Origin of the sequence: Paraburkholderia phymatum, from assembly GCF_038900715.1 — a bacterium.
Lineage (GTDB): Bacteria > Pseudomonadota > Gammaproteobacteria > Burkholderiales > Burkholderiaceae > Paraburkholderia > Paraburkholderia phymatum_A.
Genome location: NZ_JAYMRZ010000028.1, coordinates 54,864 through 73,184, shown reverse-complemented (window position 1 = coordinate 73,184; position 18,321 = coordinate 54,864). Strand labels below are relative to the sequence as shown.

15 protein-coding genes and 4 pseudogenes are annotated in these 18,321 nt (G+C 58.7%); 11 read left to right on the top strand and 8 right to left on the bottom strand.

Annotated elements, in window-relative coordinates; all coding sequences use genetic code 11:
• Positions 1-18: 18 nt before the first annotated feature.
• From VSR68_RS35830 to VSR68_RS35810, 5 genes and pseudogenes are all read left to right on the top strand, one after another.
• Positions 19-445: pseudogene (locus tag VSR68_RS35830) on the top strand (ABC transporter ATP-binding protein); the annotation flags it as partial.
• A gap of 422 nt (positions 446-867) precedes the next feature.
• Complete coding sequence (locus VSR68_RS35825; protein ID WP_342944274.1) at positions 868-2,055, top strand: FAD-binding oxidoreductase; 1,188 nt, start codon at positions 868-870, stop codon at positions 2,053-2,055.
• A complete protein-coding gene (locus tag VSR68_RS35820) occupies positions 2,033-2,731 on the top strand; it encodes a HutD/Ves family protein (protein ID WP_342944273.1) in 699 nt (232 codons plus the stop codon). Before VSR68_RS35825 ends, VSR68_RS35820 begins: the two co-directional genes overlap by 23 nt.
• Positions 2,728-3,477 carry an electron transfer flavoprotein subunit beta/FixA family protein gene (locus VSR68_RS35815; RefSeq protein WP_342944272.1) on the top strand — a complete coding sequence of 250 codons (750 nt, stop codon included), beginning with the start codon at positions 2,728-2,730 and terminating at the stop codon, positions 3,475-3,477. The genes VSR68_RS35820 and VSR68_RS35815 overlap by 4 nt, the downstream gene beginning before the upstream one ends.
• Entirely contained in the window at positions 3,478-4,407 is a 930-nt protein-coding gene (locus tag VSR68_RS35810) for an electron transfer flavoprotein subunit alpha/FixB family protein (protein ID WP_342944271.1), read from the top strand. It begins immediately after the preceding gene.
• Between the two features lie 596 nt (positions 4,408-5,003).
• Here the strand turns inward: VSR68_RS35810 and VSR68_RS35805 are convergent.
• The 8 genes from VSR68_RS35805 to VSR68_RS35770 are packed head-to-tail and all read right to left on the bottom strand — an operon-like array spanning position 5,004 to position 12,963.
• On the bottom strand, positions 5,004-5,822 hold the full coding sequence (locus VSR68_RS35805) for an N-formylglutamate amidohydrolase (protein WP_342944270.1): 819 nt from the start codon (positions 5,820-5,822) through the stop codon (positions 5,004-5,006).
• A gap of 9 nt (positions 5,823-5,831) precedes the next feature.
• Positions 5,832-6,686: an ABC transporter permease gene (locus VSR68_RS35800; RefSeq protein WP_015004801.1), complete on the bottom strand. Its 855-nt coding sequence runs from the start codon at positions 6,684-6,686 to the stop codon at positions 5,832-5,834.
• 2 nt (positions 6,687-6,688) lie between these two features.
• Positions 6,689-7,963, bottom strand: coding sequence for an ABC transporter permease (locus VSR68_RS35795; protein ID WP_342944269.1), 1,275 nt, complete (start codon positions 7,961-7,963; stop codon positions 6,689-6,691).
• A gap of 2 nt (positions 7,964-7,965) precedes the next feature.
• A complete protein-coding gene (locus VSR68_RS35790) occupies positions 7,966-9,120 on the bottom strand; it encodes an ABC transporter ATP-binding protein (RefSeq protein WP_342944268.1) in 1,155 nt (384 codons plus the stop codon).
• Positions 9,121-9,130: 10 nt separating this feature from the next.
• The gene (locus VSR68_RS35785) at positions 9,131-10,213 is read right to left on the bottom strand and encodes an ABC transporter substrate-binding protein (RefSeq protein WP_342944267.1); all 1,083 of its coding nucleotides are present in this window, start codon (positions 10,211-10,213) and stop codon (positions 9,131-9,133) included.
• 52 nt (positions 10,214-10,265) lie between these two features.
• On the bottom strand, positions 10,266-11,609 hold the full coding sequence (locus tag VSR68_RS35780; protein WP_342944266.1) for an amidase: 1,344 nt from the start codon (positions 11,607-11,609) through the stop codon (positions 10,266-10,268).
• The gene (locus VSR68_RS35775) at positions 11,606-11,815 is read right to left on the bottom strand and encodes a hypothetical protein (protein WP_342944265.1); all 210 of its coding nucleotides are present in this window, start codon (positions 11,813-11,815) and stop codon (positions 11,606-11,608) included. Before VSR68_RS35775 ends, VSR68_RS35780 begins: the two co-directional genes overlap by 4 nt.
• Positions 11,816-11,820: 5 nt before the next feature.
• Entirely contained in the window at positions 11,821-12,963 is a 1,143-nt protein-coding gene (locus VSR68_RS35770; RefSeq protein WP_342944264.1) for a Xaa-Pro peptidase family protein, read from the bottom strand.
• A gap of 372 nt (positions 12,964-13,335) precedes the next feature.
• Between VSR68_RS35770 and VSR68_RS35765 the strand changes: the two genes are divergently transcribed.
• From VSR68_RS35765 to VSR68_RS35740, 6 genes and pseudogenes are all read left to right on the top strand, one after another.
• A complete protein-coding gene (locus VSR68_RS35765; RefSeq protein ID WP_015004797.1) occupies positions 13,336-14,040 on the top strand; it encodes a GntR family transcriptional regulator in 705 nt (234 codons plus the stop codon).
• Positions 14,041-14,118: 78 nt separating this feature from the next.
• Positions 14,119-14,871, top strand: coding sequence for an arylmalonate decarboxylase (locus tag VSR68_RS35760; protein ID WP_342944263.1), 753 nt, complete (start codon positions 14,119-14,121; stop codon positions 14,869-14,871).
• A 215-nt stretch (positions 14,872-15,086) separates the two neighbouring features.
• Complete coding sequence (locus VSR68_RS35755) at positions 15,087-16,073, top strand: LysR family transcriptional regulator (protein ID WP_342944262.1); 987 nt, start codon at positions 15,087-15,089, stop codon at positions 16,071-16,073.
• 9 nt (positions 16,074-16,082) lie between these two features.
• Positions 16,083-16,362, top strand: a pseudogene (locus tag VSR68_RS35750) (N-formylglutamate amidohydrolase); the annotation flags it as partial.
• Positions 16,363-16,595: 233 nt separating this feature from the next.
• Positions 16,596-17,453, top strand: a pseudogene (locus VSR68_RS35745) (IS110 family transposase); the annotation flags it as partial.
• Between the two features lie 267 nt (positions 17,454-17,720).
• A pseudogene (locus VSR68_RS35740) lies at positions 17,721-18,314 on the top strand (IS110 family transposase); the annotation flags it as partial.
• Positions 18,315-18,321 lie beyond the last annotated feature (7 nt).

Genomic DNA, 18,321 nt, shown 5'->3' with positions numbered 1-18,321 from the left:
AATATCCCGGCAGTTGAAAAAGGTCTCGACACGCGTTATCCGAAGGAACTGTCGGGCGGCCAGCGCCCGCGCGTCGCGATTCGCGCGGGCGCTCGCGATGCGGCCCGAGTTGCTGCTGCTCGACGAACCGATGTCGAATCTCGACGCGAAGCTGCGCGAGGAAATGCACATCGAACTGCGCGCGATCCAGAAGCGTCTCGGCATCACAACGATCCTTGTCACGCACGATCAGGTCGAAGCGATGACGATGAGCGACCGCATCGCGCAACTGAGCACGCCGTACAATGCTTACGAGGGCTCCGCCACGCCGTTTGCATCGACATTTCTCGGCCGCACGAACACGCTGCCCGGGGAAGTGCTGAGGCGCAATCCGCGCTACTCGGAAGTCGACGTCGCGGGCACGACGCTACATGTGCCGCACGAAGGCCGCGACGTGCAGGGCGCGGCGCCTCCGTTGCATTCCTGTACATGCGGTGGATGGTTGGCTCGATTATGCTCGCCCGCCGCTAAAATAATAAGCACACGAGGCAATCAGCATGGCCAGGCCGATCACCTCGGAAACCACCGCCGCGCGCGGCGATGACAGGAAAAGCCGCAACAAACAGCGCGCAGCCACGCAACTCAACAAGGCGATCGCGATTGCAGCCATCGCCACGAAAGCACCTCTTGCAATCTCTTGCATCTGGACTTTTTCACCCGCCCGAGTACATGGTAAGACTCCATAGTGCCACCCATCGGAGTGTTTCTGTCACATCTCTCGCGCCTGAGCTGCATCTTATGGGCGATCAACAGATTTGCTTATGCAAACGTAGGCCTCCACGGTGAAGCGCAGACTGGGCACATCAATCTCACAAGGGGCGTGCGTCCGTGAACAAATACGATGTGATTGTGATAGGCGCGGGTGTGATCGGGACGTCTGTTGCCTTTCACCTGTCAAAGCTCGGCGCAAAGCATGTGCTGGTGCTTGATCGGGCGACGATCGGCGCCGGCACAACGGCTCAGTCGTCCGGGATCCTGCGTACGCACTATTCGGTAAAGGAAAACGTCGAACTGGCGCGCAAGTCCTGGTCGGCGTTCAACGACTTCACCAATTATCTCGGAGATGACGAAGCGTCGTGCGGCCTCGTCAAATGCGGCTACATGATCGTCGCAGCCGACGATGACAAGCTCGAACCACTGCGTGCATCGCTCGATCAACAGAAGCAGCAGGGCATTCCGCTCGAACTGCTCGACGCGCGCCAGGCACAAGAACTGATGCCGATCGCCACCTTCGACGACGCTGCGCTCATCGGCTACGAGCCAGAAGCCGGCTTCGCCGACGCCTATCTCACGGCGACCGGTTTTGCGCGCGCCGCGCGTCGCGGCGGCGTAACAATCCGCGAAAACGTCGCCGTCAACGAGTTGCTCATCGAAAATGGAAAGGTGGTCGGCGTATCGACCAGCGCCGGAGATTTCGCGGCCGGCACCGTCATCAGCACGCAAAACATCTGGACGCCGGAACTCGCCGGCTGGACCGGCAAGACGCTGCCGATCGCCCCCGAGCGTCACGCGGTACTTGCGCTCGAATATGCGGAAGCGCCCTACACATTCACGATGCCCGTGTTTAAGGATCTCGCGTCGGATGGCATGCTCTATTACCGCAGCTATGGCGGCAACCAGATGCTGGTCAGCGAAGGCGTGGTCGGAGAAAAACTGAACACTGCCGACACCGAACAAGGCGACATCCCGATGGACTACATCGTCGATGTCGGCGCGCAGGTCGCGGAGCGGTTCCCCGCCTACGAGACTGCGGGCATTGCGTCGTCGTGGACGGGTGTGTACGACGTGACGCCGGACTGGAATCCGGTGCTCGGTCCGCTGCCGGGCATCGAAGGTCTGGTGGTCGGCTACGGCTTCTCGGGCCACGGCTTCAAGCTCTCGCCGACGGTCGGCAAGATCCTCGCGCAATGCGCGCTCGGTTTGCCGACGGATGTATCGCTCAAACCGTATTCGATCGAACGCTTCGCAACCGGCAAGCTCCTGACCGGCAAGTATGGGCTCGGCGCCGTCTCCTGACGCGAAGGCAGCCGCCGGCCTCGCGATCCGGCCGCTCACGTCGTTCGCATTGCAACCTTGGCGCAACGGCGGCGGCACCATGCGGATGCTCGCGGAAGACGTCGACGGCGGCTGGCGCATCAGCCTCGCGGACGTCGAACGCGACGGTCCATACTCGCGGTTCGCCGGCATGACGCGCGTGTCGCTCGTGATGCAAGGTGCAGGCGTCACGCTAGACGAAGGCACGACGCGCGTCGAACTCCAACCCGGTCGCCCATCCGAATACGACGGGGGCACCACCTGGCAGGCCACGTTGCGCGACGGCCCTGTCATCAAGCTCAACGCGATGGCCGCGCGCGGGCGCTACCACGCGCACATCACGCCGCTGTACGAAGCGGCGTATGTGCAGGCCGGCTGCTTCGTGCTTGTTGTAACGCTGTGCGGCAGTGGCATCGTTAGCGCGACAGACAGCGGAGGCGCCATTGTGCTCGACGCTGCGCACGTCGCGACGCGACTCGCCGACGGCCCTGCGCTCGAGATTGCGCCATCGCGCGACGAAGACACCGGCAAAGTCTCAAACGAAGCACCAACACATGCCCCCGCGCCATACGGTGCGCTTGTCATCATCGAACCCGTGTCACGCGGCTGGCACGCCGCGCACGCCGACTCTCTCCCCATCAAAGGAAAGCATGCATGAAGGTCATGGCAGCAGTGAAACGTGTTGTCGACTACAACGTGAAGGTTCGCGTGAAGGCGGACCAGACGGGCGTCGATATCGGCAACGTGAAGATGTCGATGAATCCGTTCGACGAAATCGCCATCGAAGCGGCGACGCGCCTGAAGGAAGCCGGCCACGCCAGCGACGTCATCGCAGTAACGTGCGGCCCGGCGCAGAGCGCGGAAACGCTGCGCACGGCGCTCGCCATCGGCGCGGACCGCGCGCTGCACATTCAGACAGACGTTGAGCTGCAACCGCTTGCGGTCGCGAAGCTGCTGAAGGCGGCAGTCGAACGCGAGCAGCCGCAACTGGTCATTCTCGGCAAGCAGGCCATCGACGACGACGCCGGACAGACAGGCCAATTGCTCGCCGCGCTGCTCGACTGGCCGCAGGCCACGTTTGCGAGCGCCGTTGAGATTCAGGGCAACACGGCAACCGTCACGCGTGAAGTGGACGGCGGCTTCGAAGTGATTGAGCTCGACCTGCCGGCTATCGTGACAACCGATCTTCGCCTGAACGAACCGCGTTACGTGACGCTGCCCAGCATCATGAAGGCGAAGAAAAAGCCGCTAGATATCCTCACACCGGCTGAACTCGGGATCGATCCGGCGCCGCGCCTGAAGACGCTGAAAGTCGTCGAGCCGGCAGCGCGCAAGGCCGGCGTGCGCGTCCCTGACGTCGCCACGCTGATTGACAAACTCAGAAACGAAGCGAAGGTAATCTGAATGACCACTCTCGTCATTGCCGACCATGAAGCCTCGGTGCTCAAGCTCGCCACGCTGCACACGGTGAACGCCGCGCGCCAGTTGAATGACTGTGTGCACGTGCTCGTCGTCGGGCACGATGTAGGCGCCGTCGCGAAAGCGGCCGCCGCGATACAAGGCGTCGATAAGGTGATCCTTATTGACGCGCCCCACCTCGCCGACGGTCTCGCCGAGAACGTCACCACGCAGGTGCTGATGCTCGCGCCGTCGTACACGCACGTGCTGTTCTGCGCGACCGCCTCCGGCAAGAACGTCGCACCGCGTGTCGCCGCGAAGCTCGACGCCTCGCAAATTTCCGATGTCATCGCCATTCATTCGGCCGATACCTTTGATCGCCCGATCTACGCGGGCAACGCAATCGCCACGGTGCAATGCGACGACCCGATCAAGGTCGCCACGATTCGCACGACCGCCTTCGATGCCGCGCCCTCGGCTGGTGGTGTCGCGCCGATCGAAACGCACGACGCCAGCGAAGGCACACGCTGCGCACGCTTCGTTCGTCGCGAGCTCGCAAAGAGCGAGCGGCCGGAACTGACGTCGGCACCCATCGTCGTGTCGGGCGGGCGCGCCATGGGCAGCGCGGACAATTTCACGCTACTCGATCCGCTGGCGCAGAAGCTCGGCGCGGCAGTAGGTGCATCGCGCGCCGCGGTGGATTCAGGCTTCGCGCCAAACGACTGGCAGGTCGGACAGACCGGCAAGATTGTCGCACCGCAACTCTACATCGCGGTCGGCATTTCCGGCGCGATCCAGCATCTCGCCGGGATGAAGGACTCAAAGGTGATCGTCGCGATCAATAAAGATGCGGAAGCGCCGATTTTTAGCGTTGCCGACTACGGCCTTGTGGATGACCTTTTTACCGTCTTGCCAGAACTAACGAGCCGGATTTGACGAAGAGTGTTTGCAGGACGACCCTCCTGGCGCAATCTCAGGAGGCGTCCCTGTTCCCCGATAATCATATATCTATGGTTCCCGAAGCGTGGGCTTTCAGGACCGCTGTCCCCGTGCCGCGCCAGTTCGGCGCACCGCATTCACATGAACCGCAAAAGTGCGATCCGAGCGTCGTCGCGTGCGGTAATGACCGGCAGCACACCCTCCATAACGCGCTTCGCGGCATCCGGTACGCCCGTTCCCGCCCGGTACGACGTATCACCGGATAGCCGAACGCGACAAGCACGCTCGGAAATGCCCCCTTCGCGACCAGACGGTGCACGCTCCGACCGAGACCACGCCGCCTAACTCGAGCCACTGCATGCGCTTGAGCCGTGAGTGTTGCTACAAGCGCTCGACTGACGTCATCACGCGAAGCAGCAGAAAAAAGAGTTACCCGTTTGAGGATACTTACGCGCAACGATGTCCACATGAAATCCCACCGCCACAAGCACAACATGCGTCGCTCCCGCAATCAGCGCAAGTGCAGAGCGCAAGTCGCGAGTCTTCGCACCGCGAACTCGCTCTACCTCGATGAACAATCGCTTATCAACGTCTCAGCGATCAATCTCCACCAGCCTGGAGCCAAGGGTGTTGAGCATGTTTGCGAGAATCGAAGACAAACCCTCCTGGCCGTCCTCGGTGACGACTGCCGGTCGCAGACTTGGATCGAACGTACAGCCTGTTCGCCATCGTGCGCCGATCTCAACCTGGATAACGTGCACTCCGTTCCCCGGATTGCCGTATCTCTGCGCAGCGACGCCGCCGGCGTCGCCAGGATTCAGCACCCACGAGTACCCGCCTCGCTCGACGTTGGCCGTTAGTGCCTCGAGCAGGCGGATGTCGACGGATCGGCCCAAGTGCGTCGAAAATGTGAAATCTGCGAGGTAAGCTCGCTTGTCAGGATAATGCAACCATTGTCCCGCATGAGTGACAAATACGAGCACGCGGGTATGCATGGAATGCAGACGGCAAAGCTCCTGAGTGACGGCGTCGTGGAAAGGTCGCCAGTATTGTGCGACCCTCGCGTGCACCGCCCGTTCGTATCCGACGTCGTCATCATAGAGCGCTTCGCCATCGGCTGTGTGGGACGGGCAGACTCTCAGCCGATTGAAATGCGGCGTAAGATCCGGATCGTCCGCGTCAACATTCAGATCGATTACGCATGGATGATACGGTCCGCCAATCAAGGACGCGTTGAGGCTTCGTGCCAGTGTCCGGACGGTTTCGCCAGCCGGGTCTGCAATATCACCCTGCATCGCCTCCCCACCTCGCGGACGGATGAAATCTTGCGGGATCTGCCTACCGGCATGGGGAGTCAGGACGAGCAGCGGTGAGTTGCCGCGTTCGACGATTACGCGACCGAGATGAGACACGGGGCGCCCCTACGACGATCGTCGCGCAAGCGCCGCTCTTTTGCGAAGTGCGCCGACGAGCCACATCATGACCAATGAGAGCAATATCCAGAGCGTCGCCGCGGCCAGAATCGCGGGACTGATCTGCTCGCGAAGGCCGGACCACATCTGCCTGGGCAATGTGAAGTACTGCGGACTTGGCAACAGAAACAGCGCGAAAACAACCTCATCGAAAGACGTGATGAAGGCCAGGACTGCGCCCGCCGTTACGCCCGGCATGATGAGTGGTAGTGTGACCTTGCGAAAAACCATCCACGGTGGCGCCCCCATGATCGCGCCCGCTCTTTCGAATGATCGATCCAGGCCGCTGACAGAAGCCAGGACCGTGACTACGACGAATGGAATCCCGAGCGCAGTATGCGCGGCAATCAGCCCCCAGAGATTATCGACCAGCCCAACTTTTGCGAAAACAAAATAGGTTCCGGCGCCTGTAACGATTGTCGGCACCACCATCGGTGCAAGGATGAAGCTCATCATGAGCGACCTGCCAGGCAGCAGGCGCTGCCTTAAACCTAGCGCTGCCGCGGTCCCGATTGACGCTGCGAGAATCGTGGTCGCGACGCCGACGACGAGGCTATTCCTCACCGAAAGCAACCAGCGAGGGTTGCTAAAGAATGAGTCATACCAACGAAGGGACCACGCATCGGTATGCAAGTGCAACATTGCCCGTGTGAACGTGAAATAGGGCTCGGCGTTGAAGGACAAAGGAATGATGACCAGGATCGGCGCAACAAGAAAAAGAAAGATCGTCGTGCAGATCAGTACAAAAATAACGTTCCATCCTTTCTCGACGGGCGAGCGAAATGGCTGCGTATGAATGTTCATGCTTATCCCATCCTCAGGTTTTCAGCACCGATCAGACGGTTGTAGACGAAATAAAGGGCCAGCACCACAACCAGTAGCACGATGCTCAGTGCGGCCGCGAGACCCCAGTTCAGCGAGGTCTGAATATTGAAAGCAATCATATTGGAGATCACCTGTCCCGACTGTCCACCGACAAGAGCCGGTGTGATGTAGTACCCAAGGGCCAGGATCAACACCAGCAGCGCGCCAGCCCCGACGCCTGGGAGCGTGATAGGGAAATAGACCTTCCAGAAGGCACTAAACCGTCCGGCACCGAGCGATTGCGCGGCCCGCATATAACTGGGAGGTACCGCGACCATCACGCTGTAAAGCGGAAGTATGAAGAACGGCAACAGGATATGTGTCATCGCTATCAAGGTGCCGGTAAGGTTGTAGATCAGCATTACGCGATTGTTCTCATTGACCACGCCAGCGAGCACGAGAAGATCGTTCACGACGCCTTGGGACTGCAGCAGCACCATCCATGCGGTAACCCGAACCAGCATGGATGTCCAGAATGGAACCAGCACCAGGATCATCAGCCGGTTCGCGGTCGCCCTTGAGCTCGTCGCCATCAGGTAAGCGATCGGGTAGCCCATTACACCGCAAAGAACCGTGACGGCGATAGCCACCCCGAAAGTCTTCAAATATAAAGACCGATAAATCCGCTCATCCTGCGGTTGGGAAGCAATGCTTCCTTTTTCATCGCGGCGGAAGTCTAACGCCGATAGATAGTTGTCGAATGTGAATGCGCGCGTGGCACGCGCCAGCATGGGCATTATTTCGGGTTCACCCCAGGCCAGGTCGATATTTGCGAACCACTGGGCGGTAGGCACATCGTCACTAGTCGCTGCGCGCCGGGCAGTACGTTCTACGATGGATCGCAGCCCTGGACGCTCAGCGTTCAGTCGGCTCGCGACAATGCCCAGCTTGCCCTGATCTCTGGCCGAAACGAGATCGCGGGCCAGGTTCTGCCAGACCTGGTTCCCCGTTGTCACCTTCATACCGCCATCGAGCGTACGAGCTGTATTTGGCAGAAGATCGCGCAATGTCGGATCATAGATACTGACCTGAAACATCTTGGCGATTGGCACGAGGAAGGTCAGCATGAGGAACAGAATCACGGGCACAACCAGCAACAACGACTTGCGCGTCTCGCGCCGCCGCGCTTTTTGAACGCGCGTTTTCAATGCGGCGCCCCACTGTTCCTGAAATGAAGCGTCCTGGCTGTGCGTCTCGGCCATAGTCATCGGGCTCATCGCTATCCTCCCATTGCCAGTAGTGCACGGCTATCAGCCGAGCGCCAGCCGATAGGCAACGTCTGCCCGGCCTGAAGGGAACCCAGACTCGACGTATTCGCCAGTTTCACTATGATTTCGTTGCCGCTGGGGATTCGGCATGTCAGGCGAACGTGATCGCCGAAATACGTCGAGTCTACAATCTGGGAACTCACCTGGTTCTCAAAAGATCCGTCCTGTCCAGCAAGCGACACCCTTTCCGGCCTTAACACCAGGGTGATATGCGTACCCGACGCAAGTGGCTTGGTGGCCACCGCTTCAAATTGGCAAGCGCCGTGCGTGATCTTTGCGCGATAGCCCCCCCTTTCTGAAATATAACAGTCGTCCACAACCCCTTCCAGAAGGTTGTTGTCGCCGACGAACCGTGACACAAACTCGGTGTTCGGCGATTCATAAATCTCAGTGGGCGGCCCGATCTGTTCGATCACTCCATTGTTGAAAATGGCGACCCGATCGGACATCGCCAAAGCTTCGTCCTGATCGTGGGTCACATACACGACCGTAACGCCCAGCAACTTGTGCAGGTGCTTGATTTCAGTCTGCATGTGCTCGCGAAGCTGTTTGTCCAGCGCGCCGAGCGGCTCGTCCATCAGGACAAGAGTTGGCTCAAACACAAGCGCTCGGGCCAGCGCAATACGTTGTTGCTGCCCCCCTGAAAGCTGCGCGGGCCGGCGCGACGCATAATCCTGCATCTTGACCATCTCCAACGCCCGTGCCACGCGCTCGGCGATCTCGCTCCTTCGCATCTTCCTTGCGGCCAACGGAAACGCCACGTTGTCCGCAATCGACATGTGAGGAAACAGGGCATAGTTCTGGAACACCATGCCGATGCCCCGCTTATGTGGTGGCGTGTTTGTCAGATTCACGCCACCGATGCTAATCGTCCCCGCAGTGGGTGCCTCGAAGCCTGCAAGCATCATCAGCGTCGTTGTTTTTCCAGAGCCTGACGGACCCAGCAACGTGAGAAACTCGCCACGTTTGACTGAGAGCGAGAGTGATTTGACGACGTGCGTATTGCCGTCGTAGCTCTTCTCGACCTGGGAGAAAACAACGTGGTCACTATCGGCTCGTCCAGCATTGCCCTGTTCTCGCTGGTGGAAGACGTTTAGCATGTTCATAACGTTCCTCTTAGTGGGCCATCCACGCAGCCCAACGGCGATTGATTTCGTCCTGCTCGTCGTTCCAGAACGCCGTGTCACTGGCGAGACCAACCTTCAGATTCGCAGGCGATGTCGGCAGATTCTCTCGCAGCGATGCGTCCACCAATGGCAATGCGGAACGACGCGCGGGGGCATAGCTGATGTATTTTGTCTGCGCAGCAAGCTGAGGCGCCGAAGTGGCAAAGCGAATAAAATCGAGCGCAGCCGCTTTATTCTTGCTGGCCTTCGATACAGCAAACACATCACCGTTGATGATCTGGCCTTGCCAGAGAATACCGAAAGGCTTCTTGTCCTTGGTGATGGCGTCTGTGAATCTGCCATTGCCGCCTTCTGTCATCACGACCTCTCCATCGGCGAGAAGCTGGACGGACTGTGCCTGCGCCCCCCAGAAGATCGCGTTAGCCTTGATCGTGTCGAGTTTCTTGAACGCACGCTCGAGGCCGGCCGCCGTGCGCAGGGTTGCATAAACCTTGTCTCGCGGTACGCCATCAGCCATGAGCGCCCATTCGAGGTTTCCGTTCGGTTTGTTGCTTAGCCCGCGCTTGCCCGGGAACCGCTTCAAATCAAAGAAGTCGGCAATTGTTGCAGGCTGCTCCCCGGTAAACTTTCGCTTGTCATATGCAATCACGTTCGACCAGAGGATCGTTCCGACGCCGCAGTCCATCAGGGAACCCTGCACGAAGTCGGAAGACGCGGACTTGCCATCCTGACCGTTTGGAAGCGAACCTGGCTTTATCGGGTCAATCAATCCTTCGTCGCATGCGCGAGCTGCATCCTGGAATTCAAGATCGATCACGTCCCACGCACCGGAGCCCGCCTGCACCTGCGAACGAAGCTCTGCCAGCCCGCCGTTGTAGTCAGCGGGAAGGACTTTGGTCCCGGTTTTTGCGGCGTACGGCTCAAAGAAGGCCTTCGCCTGGCTTGCGGTATATGCCCCACCGAACGAGGCGACGACCAGTTGTTGGGCACTGGCAGACGTGACAGGAAGAATCGCGCTCAGCAGCACGAAGAGACAGGTCCGAGCGTGCTTCGATGTTTTGCGGATTTGCATACTAACCCCTTTACATTGCGTTGAAGTGGAATTCGCTACAGAGCTGCCACGTTTACCTTCGCGCCAGTTCCTGTTCAAGATGTCGTGCAAGTTCAAGAATCGCGATGTCCTTGCCTGGTGCGCCGATGAGTTGCACACTGACTGGCAATCCCTTGTCATCAGTGCCGGCAGGCAGTGCGACGGCCGGCGCGCCGACCAGATTGAAGAAGGACGTAAAAAGCGTCAGCGCGTTACCGATCGGGAGAAGTTGATCGCCGACTGGTATTCGTGTACTGCCTGTCTCGGGGGCGACGACCGGACATGTGGGAGTCAGAATGGCATCAATGGTCTCGAAATGTCGCGTGAACGACGCCCGGTACGCGCTCAGCAGCCGTTGGCATTGCACATAGCTTTCGGCGGATAACTGCTGACCGAGGACAAAGCCGCTGCGGACATCGAGCCCATATTGCTCACCTGACGACGCGATCAATGGCGAGTGATACGCCAAAGCTTCGGCCAGTTGAATGGTGAGAGATACGGTCCGGGATTCAGCATGTTCCGGCAGGTCAATCTCGTGGAAAGTAGCGCCGGACGCCCTTAGAACGGCAACTACCCGTTCGTATCCGGCTCGAACGCCAGGTTCAAGAAGAGAGGTCCAGCCTCTTGGAATCCCGATACGAAGGGAATGCAGCGAGCCATTGGTACGGAAGACCTGCAGATCTGTCAGCGAGTCGATCACCACGGAAACGTCATCCGCATTCCCGGCGATGATGCCCACATGGTCAAGCGTCCAGCAGAACGGAATGACGCCAGTGGAGTCCAACAGTCCGAACGTCGGTTTGAAGCCGGTTACTCCGCACAGCGCTGCCGGTACACGCACTGATCCCCCTGTATCAGTGCCCAACGCAAAGGGAACAATCCCGGCTGCAACAGCAGCAGCCGAGCCGCCACTGGAGCCCCCTGCCAGGCGCCGTTGGTCCCACGGGTTCACTGTCGTGCCGGTGAACTGATTCTCCCCTGTCGCGCCATATGCGAACTCGTGCATGTTCGCCTTGCCAACGAGGACCGCTCCCGCTTCCGCCAGCTTCCGAACGACAACGGCATCTTCTTGCGGATAGTGTTCAGCCAATACCTTGCTTCCCGCCGTAGTCCGGATCCCTTCCGTTTTGAATACGTCTTTCGCCACGTACGGGATACCGTCGAGTATTCCCCGCCGTCTACCAACTTGCCGGCGCTCATCGGCCGACCTTGCCTGAGCGCGAGCGCAGTCACCGGTCACCGTGATCAGGCTCTTGAGCAGCCCATTGGTCGCCTCCGCGAGCGCGAGGCTGTGATCAACAACCTCAAGGGCTGTGACATCCCCACGCGAAAGCGCCTTTGAAATGCCTCTCAGGGTGTTGCCGTTCACTGGCTTCATGGCTGACACTCCACGATCCAGAACGGGGCCTGGTCAGCAAGATTTTTCGCCCGGATTGCTGACAGCCGCTCTACCAGGCTGGACAGATCCGAGACGACGCCAAAACGCGGGTTGACCAGCTCTTCGAGATCTTTCTCGCTCCAACGACTGCCGAAGAACTCGCGATTCACCGCGATCAGCGTTCTGAGGGTAACCGGATCGTCCATGGCGCTCACACCACTGTCAGTTTGCGCGGATAATCGGTCAGATATTCAAATCCATCTGCCGTCACGACGATCGAGTCTCCTACTCGCCCGCCAAACTCTCCTTCGATCGTGATGCCACCGTCGACCGCGAAAGTCATACCCGCTTCCAGGGTCCGCTGCTCGCCGCGCTTGAGCTCCGGCGTCTCAAGGAACGAGTAGCCGATCGAGCGCCCGGTCCGATATCCCGGGGCAAATCCCGCGTCCCGATAGACCTCTTCAGCGGCAGCATTGACATTTTCACAGCGCACACCTGGCTTGATCTGCGCGAGCGCGGCTTGCTGCGCTGCAACCGCGGCCTCATAAACCCGAGCTTGCTCGTCAGTCACCGATCCGACGAAGAACTCGCGGTCGAAGCCGAGCTTGTAGTTCTTGAAGTTGGCGATGCCACAGAAGCACAGGTAGACCGGGTCGCCGCGCTTCAGTGTGCGAACCGAGGATCGGCGGTGTACAAGACAGACGTCACGTCCGGACTGGAGGATTTGAAGGTTGTAGATCGTCGGCGAAACGAATCTATCCTTGTGTTCATCAAGGAACGAAGCAGCTTTTCGGGTGCCCCCGGCAATCACTGCCAGTGCAATCTCGTACTCCGGTACGCCCTCCCGGATGACTTCCTTTGCCGCCTCGACCATCGCAACAGCCACCTGCCCGGCTTGCCGCATGACCGCGATTTCGCTTCCAGACTTGATCGTCCTCAGATCGAAGATGATCTGCCCCACATCGGTCAGGCTGCCTGCCTCAACGGGAAGTGCACCTGAAACGAGCGGCGGCATTTTCGCGCGCTCGATCCCCACGCGCTTTGCCTTCGAAGCCTGCAGTACCTCTCGCAGCGGCTTTCGCCATTCATCATCAATACCATCGGCCCAGGGACGGATATCTTTGACCCAGGTCATCAGACCGCACATCTCGGATTCCATCAACGGCGTGATCAGGACCGGCTCATGATCCTGAGAAATCACCATCAGCGTAGGGCGGCCGAACTCAACGCCCAGATAGTTCCAGAAGCCCCCGAAGTAGGCCACTGAGTCTGGGTCGCTAATCAACGCCACATCGATATTGGCGCGACGCAGTGCGTCACGCAGTTTGCCCACCCGGCCTGCATATTCGTCCACATGTCCTCCATTGTTAGCTGTATGCAGCAAGTACACAGCTCGACTCTAGGAGCACCAATTTGGCATGTCAAGTGGTATGTTTGCTTAGGCAAACCGAGGTTTCACGGGGCTGGAAAAATCGGATGATAGCGATGTTTATTGCGCTTATTCAGTTACTTACAACCACACCATAGGCTCCTGACTTTCTGTGCGCACCGTAACGACCGGCTGATGCCATCACGCAGAGCTTCTCCCTTTCCGTAAATCGCGCTAAGCTGTGTACAGGTTGCGAACAGCTACTGATCCTGGCTATCATTGGGCAGATATCAGCACCAGCGCAGTCATCACTGGGCGGCGCCGACTATCACAACCACACTTGTGAAGGATTTTTTAATGGCACGCGTGGTCAAACTTAAGGGACAAGCTTTGCGGCCCACCTCGAAAGCGCCCGCAGTTCGCGGCCAGACGCCGGACATCTATCGGACGTTGCGCGATCGCATCTGCAGCCTCCACTATCCGCCTGGCACATTGCTGGGAGAGACCGTGCTTGCCGAAGAATTCGAAGTTAGCCGCACGCCTATTCGTCAGGTTCTGCAGCGCCTCGAGTACGAAGGTCTGGTTGAGACAAAAAACGGCGTCGGTACGATCGTGAGCGGTGTTGATTTTCGGGAGTACCGTGACACCTACAATTTCCGGTTGAGGCTGAGCGAGATGCTGGGTGACTTTTGTTCGCCCACCGATGCCCCGCAGGCACTTGAGCGCATCGAGCGACTGGTTCCGCGCGCTGCCGCGCTATCGAACACCTCTCGCAACTTCGACGAGTTCTGGGCGATCCTTCACGAGCTACATTTCGCGATCAATGAACTGATCAGAAACAGGGAACTGCGACAGACGCATGACCGGTGCTATTTTCAGGCATCACGTGTCTGGTACAACTTTGTTAGCGATCTTTGGGAAGAAGAAGTCGAGTATTTAAACCATGAGCTGGAAGAGTGCTGCCGGGCGCTCCGGGCGGCAGATATGCGCGCCTTGGGCCTGGTGCAACGCAACTACATCTCCTTCGGATTGGCTCGCATCGCACGATTCATAACTGGCTAGTCGCGCACAGCCCCGACTGCACCAGCAGGGTGACCATGTCCATACGCACACGTTATTTCATAAATAGGAGTCCATATCATGACTGAGAAGACTGGATTTGAAGCCAGGCTTGATGGTGGTCGCCATGACCGTGCAAAGGCCGGATTTGTACTGCTTGCTACCGAGCAGACGATTGAAGACGACATGTTCACCTTGCTTCCGAAGGGGATAGGAATCCATTTCACAAGGGTCCCCAATCCGGATAGCATCACGAGGGAGTCCCTCGACAACATCGCGTCCAGCCTTGCTGATGCGGCGGCTCGAATCCTTCCTGACGGCAGTCTCGACGTCATCTGCTACGGTTGCACCTCCGGCAGCCTTGTTGTTGGTGAGAAGAAAGTTTTCGCGGAATTGACCCGAGGCGCTCCGAATGCGAAGACCACAAGCATGATCACAGCGGTGATTCGCGGACTTCGTGCCATCGGTGCCAAACGGATCGTTATCGGTACGCCCTATCTCGACGAGATCAATATCATGGAAAAGTCCTATCTGGAAAACGAGGGCTTTGAAGTATTGGCTATCCATGGTCTTCAGCTAGAGAAAGACAGCGATATGGTGCGAGTCACGCCCGACAGCATCGTGCAAATGGCTCTCTTTCTGGATCGGCCAGACGCCGACGCGATCTTCATCAGCTGCGGAGCACTCAGATCGATCGAAGTCATCGAGGAGATTGAACAGCGGACCGGAAAGCCAGTCATTACCAGCAATCAGGCAGTCGCTTGGGACGTCATGAGGCTTGCAGGGTTGCCGGACCGTATCAACGGGTATGGTCGGCTTCTTTCCTCGTACTGAGCACATTGCCGAAACGCGGCACTGAGGCACGAAAACCCGTTCGGGTCTCAAGTCAATCACTGAGCACACTTCGGCAGCGGTTTTAGCACGAAGGCTTTGGTTGATGGCGATATGAGCGGCTTCGGGCTCAAACGAGCGTCGTGCTCATAGCGGCCGGCATGTGCGGCGTTTCAGGATGGTACGTCTCATCAAAAGCCTTCATGTTGGGAGCAACAATGAAACGCCCTCGGTCACCCATCGATCTTCGCGCTTTGGAAGCGTTCGTTGCGGTGTGTGAGACCGGCTCAATGACGGCAGCCGCGAAGCGCCTCCAAGTCAGCCAAAGCGCGGTAAGTCAATCCATCGCTGCTCTCGAGCGCGAGCAGGGTGCAGATCTGTTCGACCGGGACAGCCGTCCACCGCGTCCAAATCTGGCTGGGCGCGCCTTGCTCGAACTTGCCAGTCCACTGCTCCAGCATGCGCATACGGTCAGCGGCCGGATCAAGGATGCTTCGTTAGCTGGCACCCCGCCTGTGCGCCTCGGATGCGTCGATTCATTCGCAGCTACCGTCGGGCCGGAAATCATCCGCGCGATGTCCGGGTCAACTCGCCAGATCGAGATGTGGTCGGGGCTCACGCCTGCACTTTCCAGACAAGTGCACGATGGTGAGGTCGATGTCGTGGTGTGCACGCAGACGGTGGTCAACGACAACCGCATTGTCGAGCTACCTCTTCTCTCGGAGGCTTTTCTAGCTGTAACGTCTCGCCGCTGGCTTGATGGACGCGCGCCCAAAGACTCACATTGGAGGCAATTAGCCGCTGAGCTACCGTTGATACGGTATACGGCCCGATCGGTGATTGGACAGCAGATCGAACGCTTGGCACGACATCTGGGCATCAATGGCCCGCGTCGATACGAATTCGATGCCACCGATCCGATGCTTAGTCTGGTCAGCGCAAATCTTGGATTTGCGATCTCAACGCCGCTTTGTCTATGGCAGGCACGACATTATCTCAACGAGATCGCCGTTTTTCCACTCCCGACAGGACGGCTCAGTAGACGCGATTTTTTCATCCTGCACAGGCAGGGGAAGTGGGTTGAGTTCGTGGAGAATATCTCTTCGCTCACCGGTCGGGTGTTGGATCAGCTTATCTGCCCCGCGCTCACCCGCAGTTTGCCCCAGCTACCGGCAGACGCATTGCTCCCGAAACTGACGAACTAGAAAGGTTTCGTGAACGACTTCTACACATTAACGCGCGGAAACGCCCCGCTTCTCATCTCTATTCCGCATCTCGGCACTTACATCCCCGACGCCCTGCGAAACCAGTGCACGGATGCGGCGTTGACAGTCGCCGATACCGATTGGCATCGGGATCGTCTTTATGCCTTTGCACTCGATTTAGGTGCGACGGACCATCGGCGCGCGCGTTTCACGTTATGTGGTCGATCTGAATCGCCCGTCTTCGGACGAGAGCCTTTATCCAGGAAAAACTACGACGGGGCTATGCCCGAACCTTTCGCGACTTCAAAAGAATTGCGCTAACGCTCGTGCCCGGTCTGTTCGAGGACAAATTGCCGGACCTGAACATTGGCACGCAGGACGGTAGTGTCGCAGTAAGGAGCCGGTCGTAAGATTCGCCCCCCCGCCCGCATTGTTGACGGCCAAAAACGGAGAAGACGCGGCCCCCAAGCATTGACACGGCTCTCAAACGGGTGCATTACCCGGTGGATGTGAATTTGTCGTGCGTGCGGTGGTGCGCACCACTGGGCCCGGCAACTGACGCCGATGGGCCACGAGGTGAAGCTGATGCCGGGAGAGTTTGTGAAGGCATTCAACATCCGCAATAAGAACGATGCGGCGGACGCCCGGGCGATCTGGCTGGCAGTACAGCAGCCAGGCAAGCCGGTAGCGGTAAAAACCGAGACAGCAAGCTATGCTTGGGCTGCACCGGATGAGGCAGCAACTGCTCAAGTTCCGAACGATGCAGATCAATAACCTGCGAGGACTGCTGACGGAATACGGCGAGGTGATGAGCAAGGGCCGAAGCAAACTGGATAAGGAGATACCGGCGGTGCTCGAACGGCTCGCTGAACGTCTGCCTGCTGTGATCATTGACACATTCCGCGAGCAGTGGAACGGACTGGCGAAGCTGGACGAACAGGTAGTACAGATTGAGCGCCGCATGCGCGAGTGGAAGAAGGAAGACAAATCGGTAAAAGCAATCGGCGAGATTCCCGGCGTCGGACTGCTGACGGCAACGGCAGCAGTTGCGATGATGGGCGACGCCAAAGCGTTCAGTTCGGGGCGGGAGTTCGCTGCGTGGGTCGGGATCGTACCGAGGCAGACGGGGTCGGGCGGCAAGGTGAATCTGCACGGGATCAGAGGGGTGACACGTATCTACGCACTCTGCTGATCCACGGTGCGCGTAGCGTTCTCGAGCATACAAAGGAGCCGGGTGAGTGGGTCGAGCAGATGAAGAGGCGGCGGCCAAAGAATGTCGTGGTCATCGCATTGGCCAACAAGATGGCGCGCACGATCTGGGCGGTCCTTGCGCATGACCGGCCGTACAAGAAAGGATATATGAGCGCGAAGCCAGTCTGAGCTCCCCGCGCCATGAAGCAGATCAACGTTTAACACAGGGTGAACGTCGAAACGTTGCGCAGCAATCGAGTGTGATGACAAGCCAGGTAGGACCGGAGCCCGCCAAGCCTGAATCATCTCTAGAGCTTCGAGCTCGCTTGAAGAATGAGGCGCGGGCCAGCGGATTTCATAGGGGCCGTAGCCCATTGGGCTGCAACAAGCCTGATGGCATGGACTCCCGCCCCCTCCGGGGCGCACACTGCCGGAGCCCCTTTCGGGAGATTCGACATGACTACGCTCACCATCGGTCTTGATATCGCGAAAAACGTGTTCCAGGTTTATGGCGTCGATCGTGCCGGCAAACCGGTCGTACAGCGGAAGCTGCGCCGCGCTGAGGTACTAAAGTTCTTCTCAAAGCTGGAGCCGAGTCTGATAGGTATCGAAGCGTGTCACGGTTCCCACTACTGGGCTCGTGAATTGACAATCCTCGGGCACACGGCACGTCTCCTGCCAACACAGTACGTGAAACCATTCCGAGTCGGCGGAAAGAACGATGCGAATGATGCGGCAGCTATTTGCGCAGCTGTTTCTCGGCCCGGCATTCACCCGGTGCCCATCAAGAGCGCCGAGCAGCAGTCGCTACAGTCGATTCACCGCATGCGCGAGCGACTCATTCACGAACGAACGGCGAAGTATAACCAGATCCGCAGCATGTTTGCCGAAGAGGGATTCATCTTCCCGATAGGCATTCCCAGTTAAGACACGGTATCGTCGCACTCGTCAACAATCTTGATGCCCGGATCACGCTCGTGCTGCGACGCCTGGGATCGATGTACCTCGAACAGCTCGCGGCCCTTCAACAATGGGTCGATGAACTCACTAGGGCCTG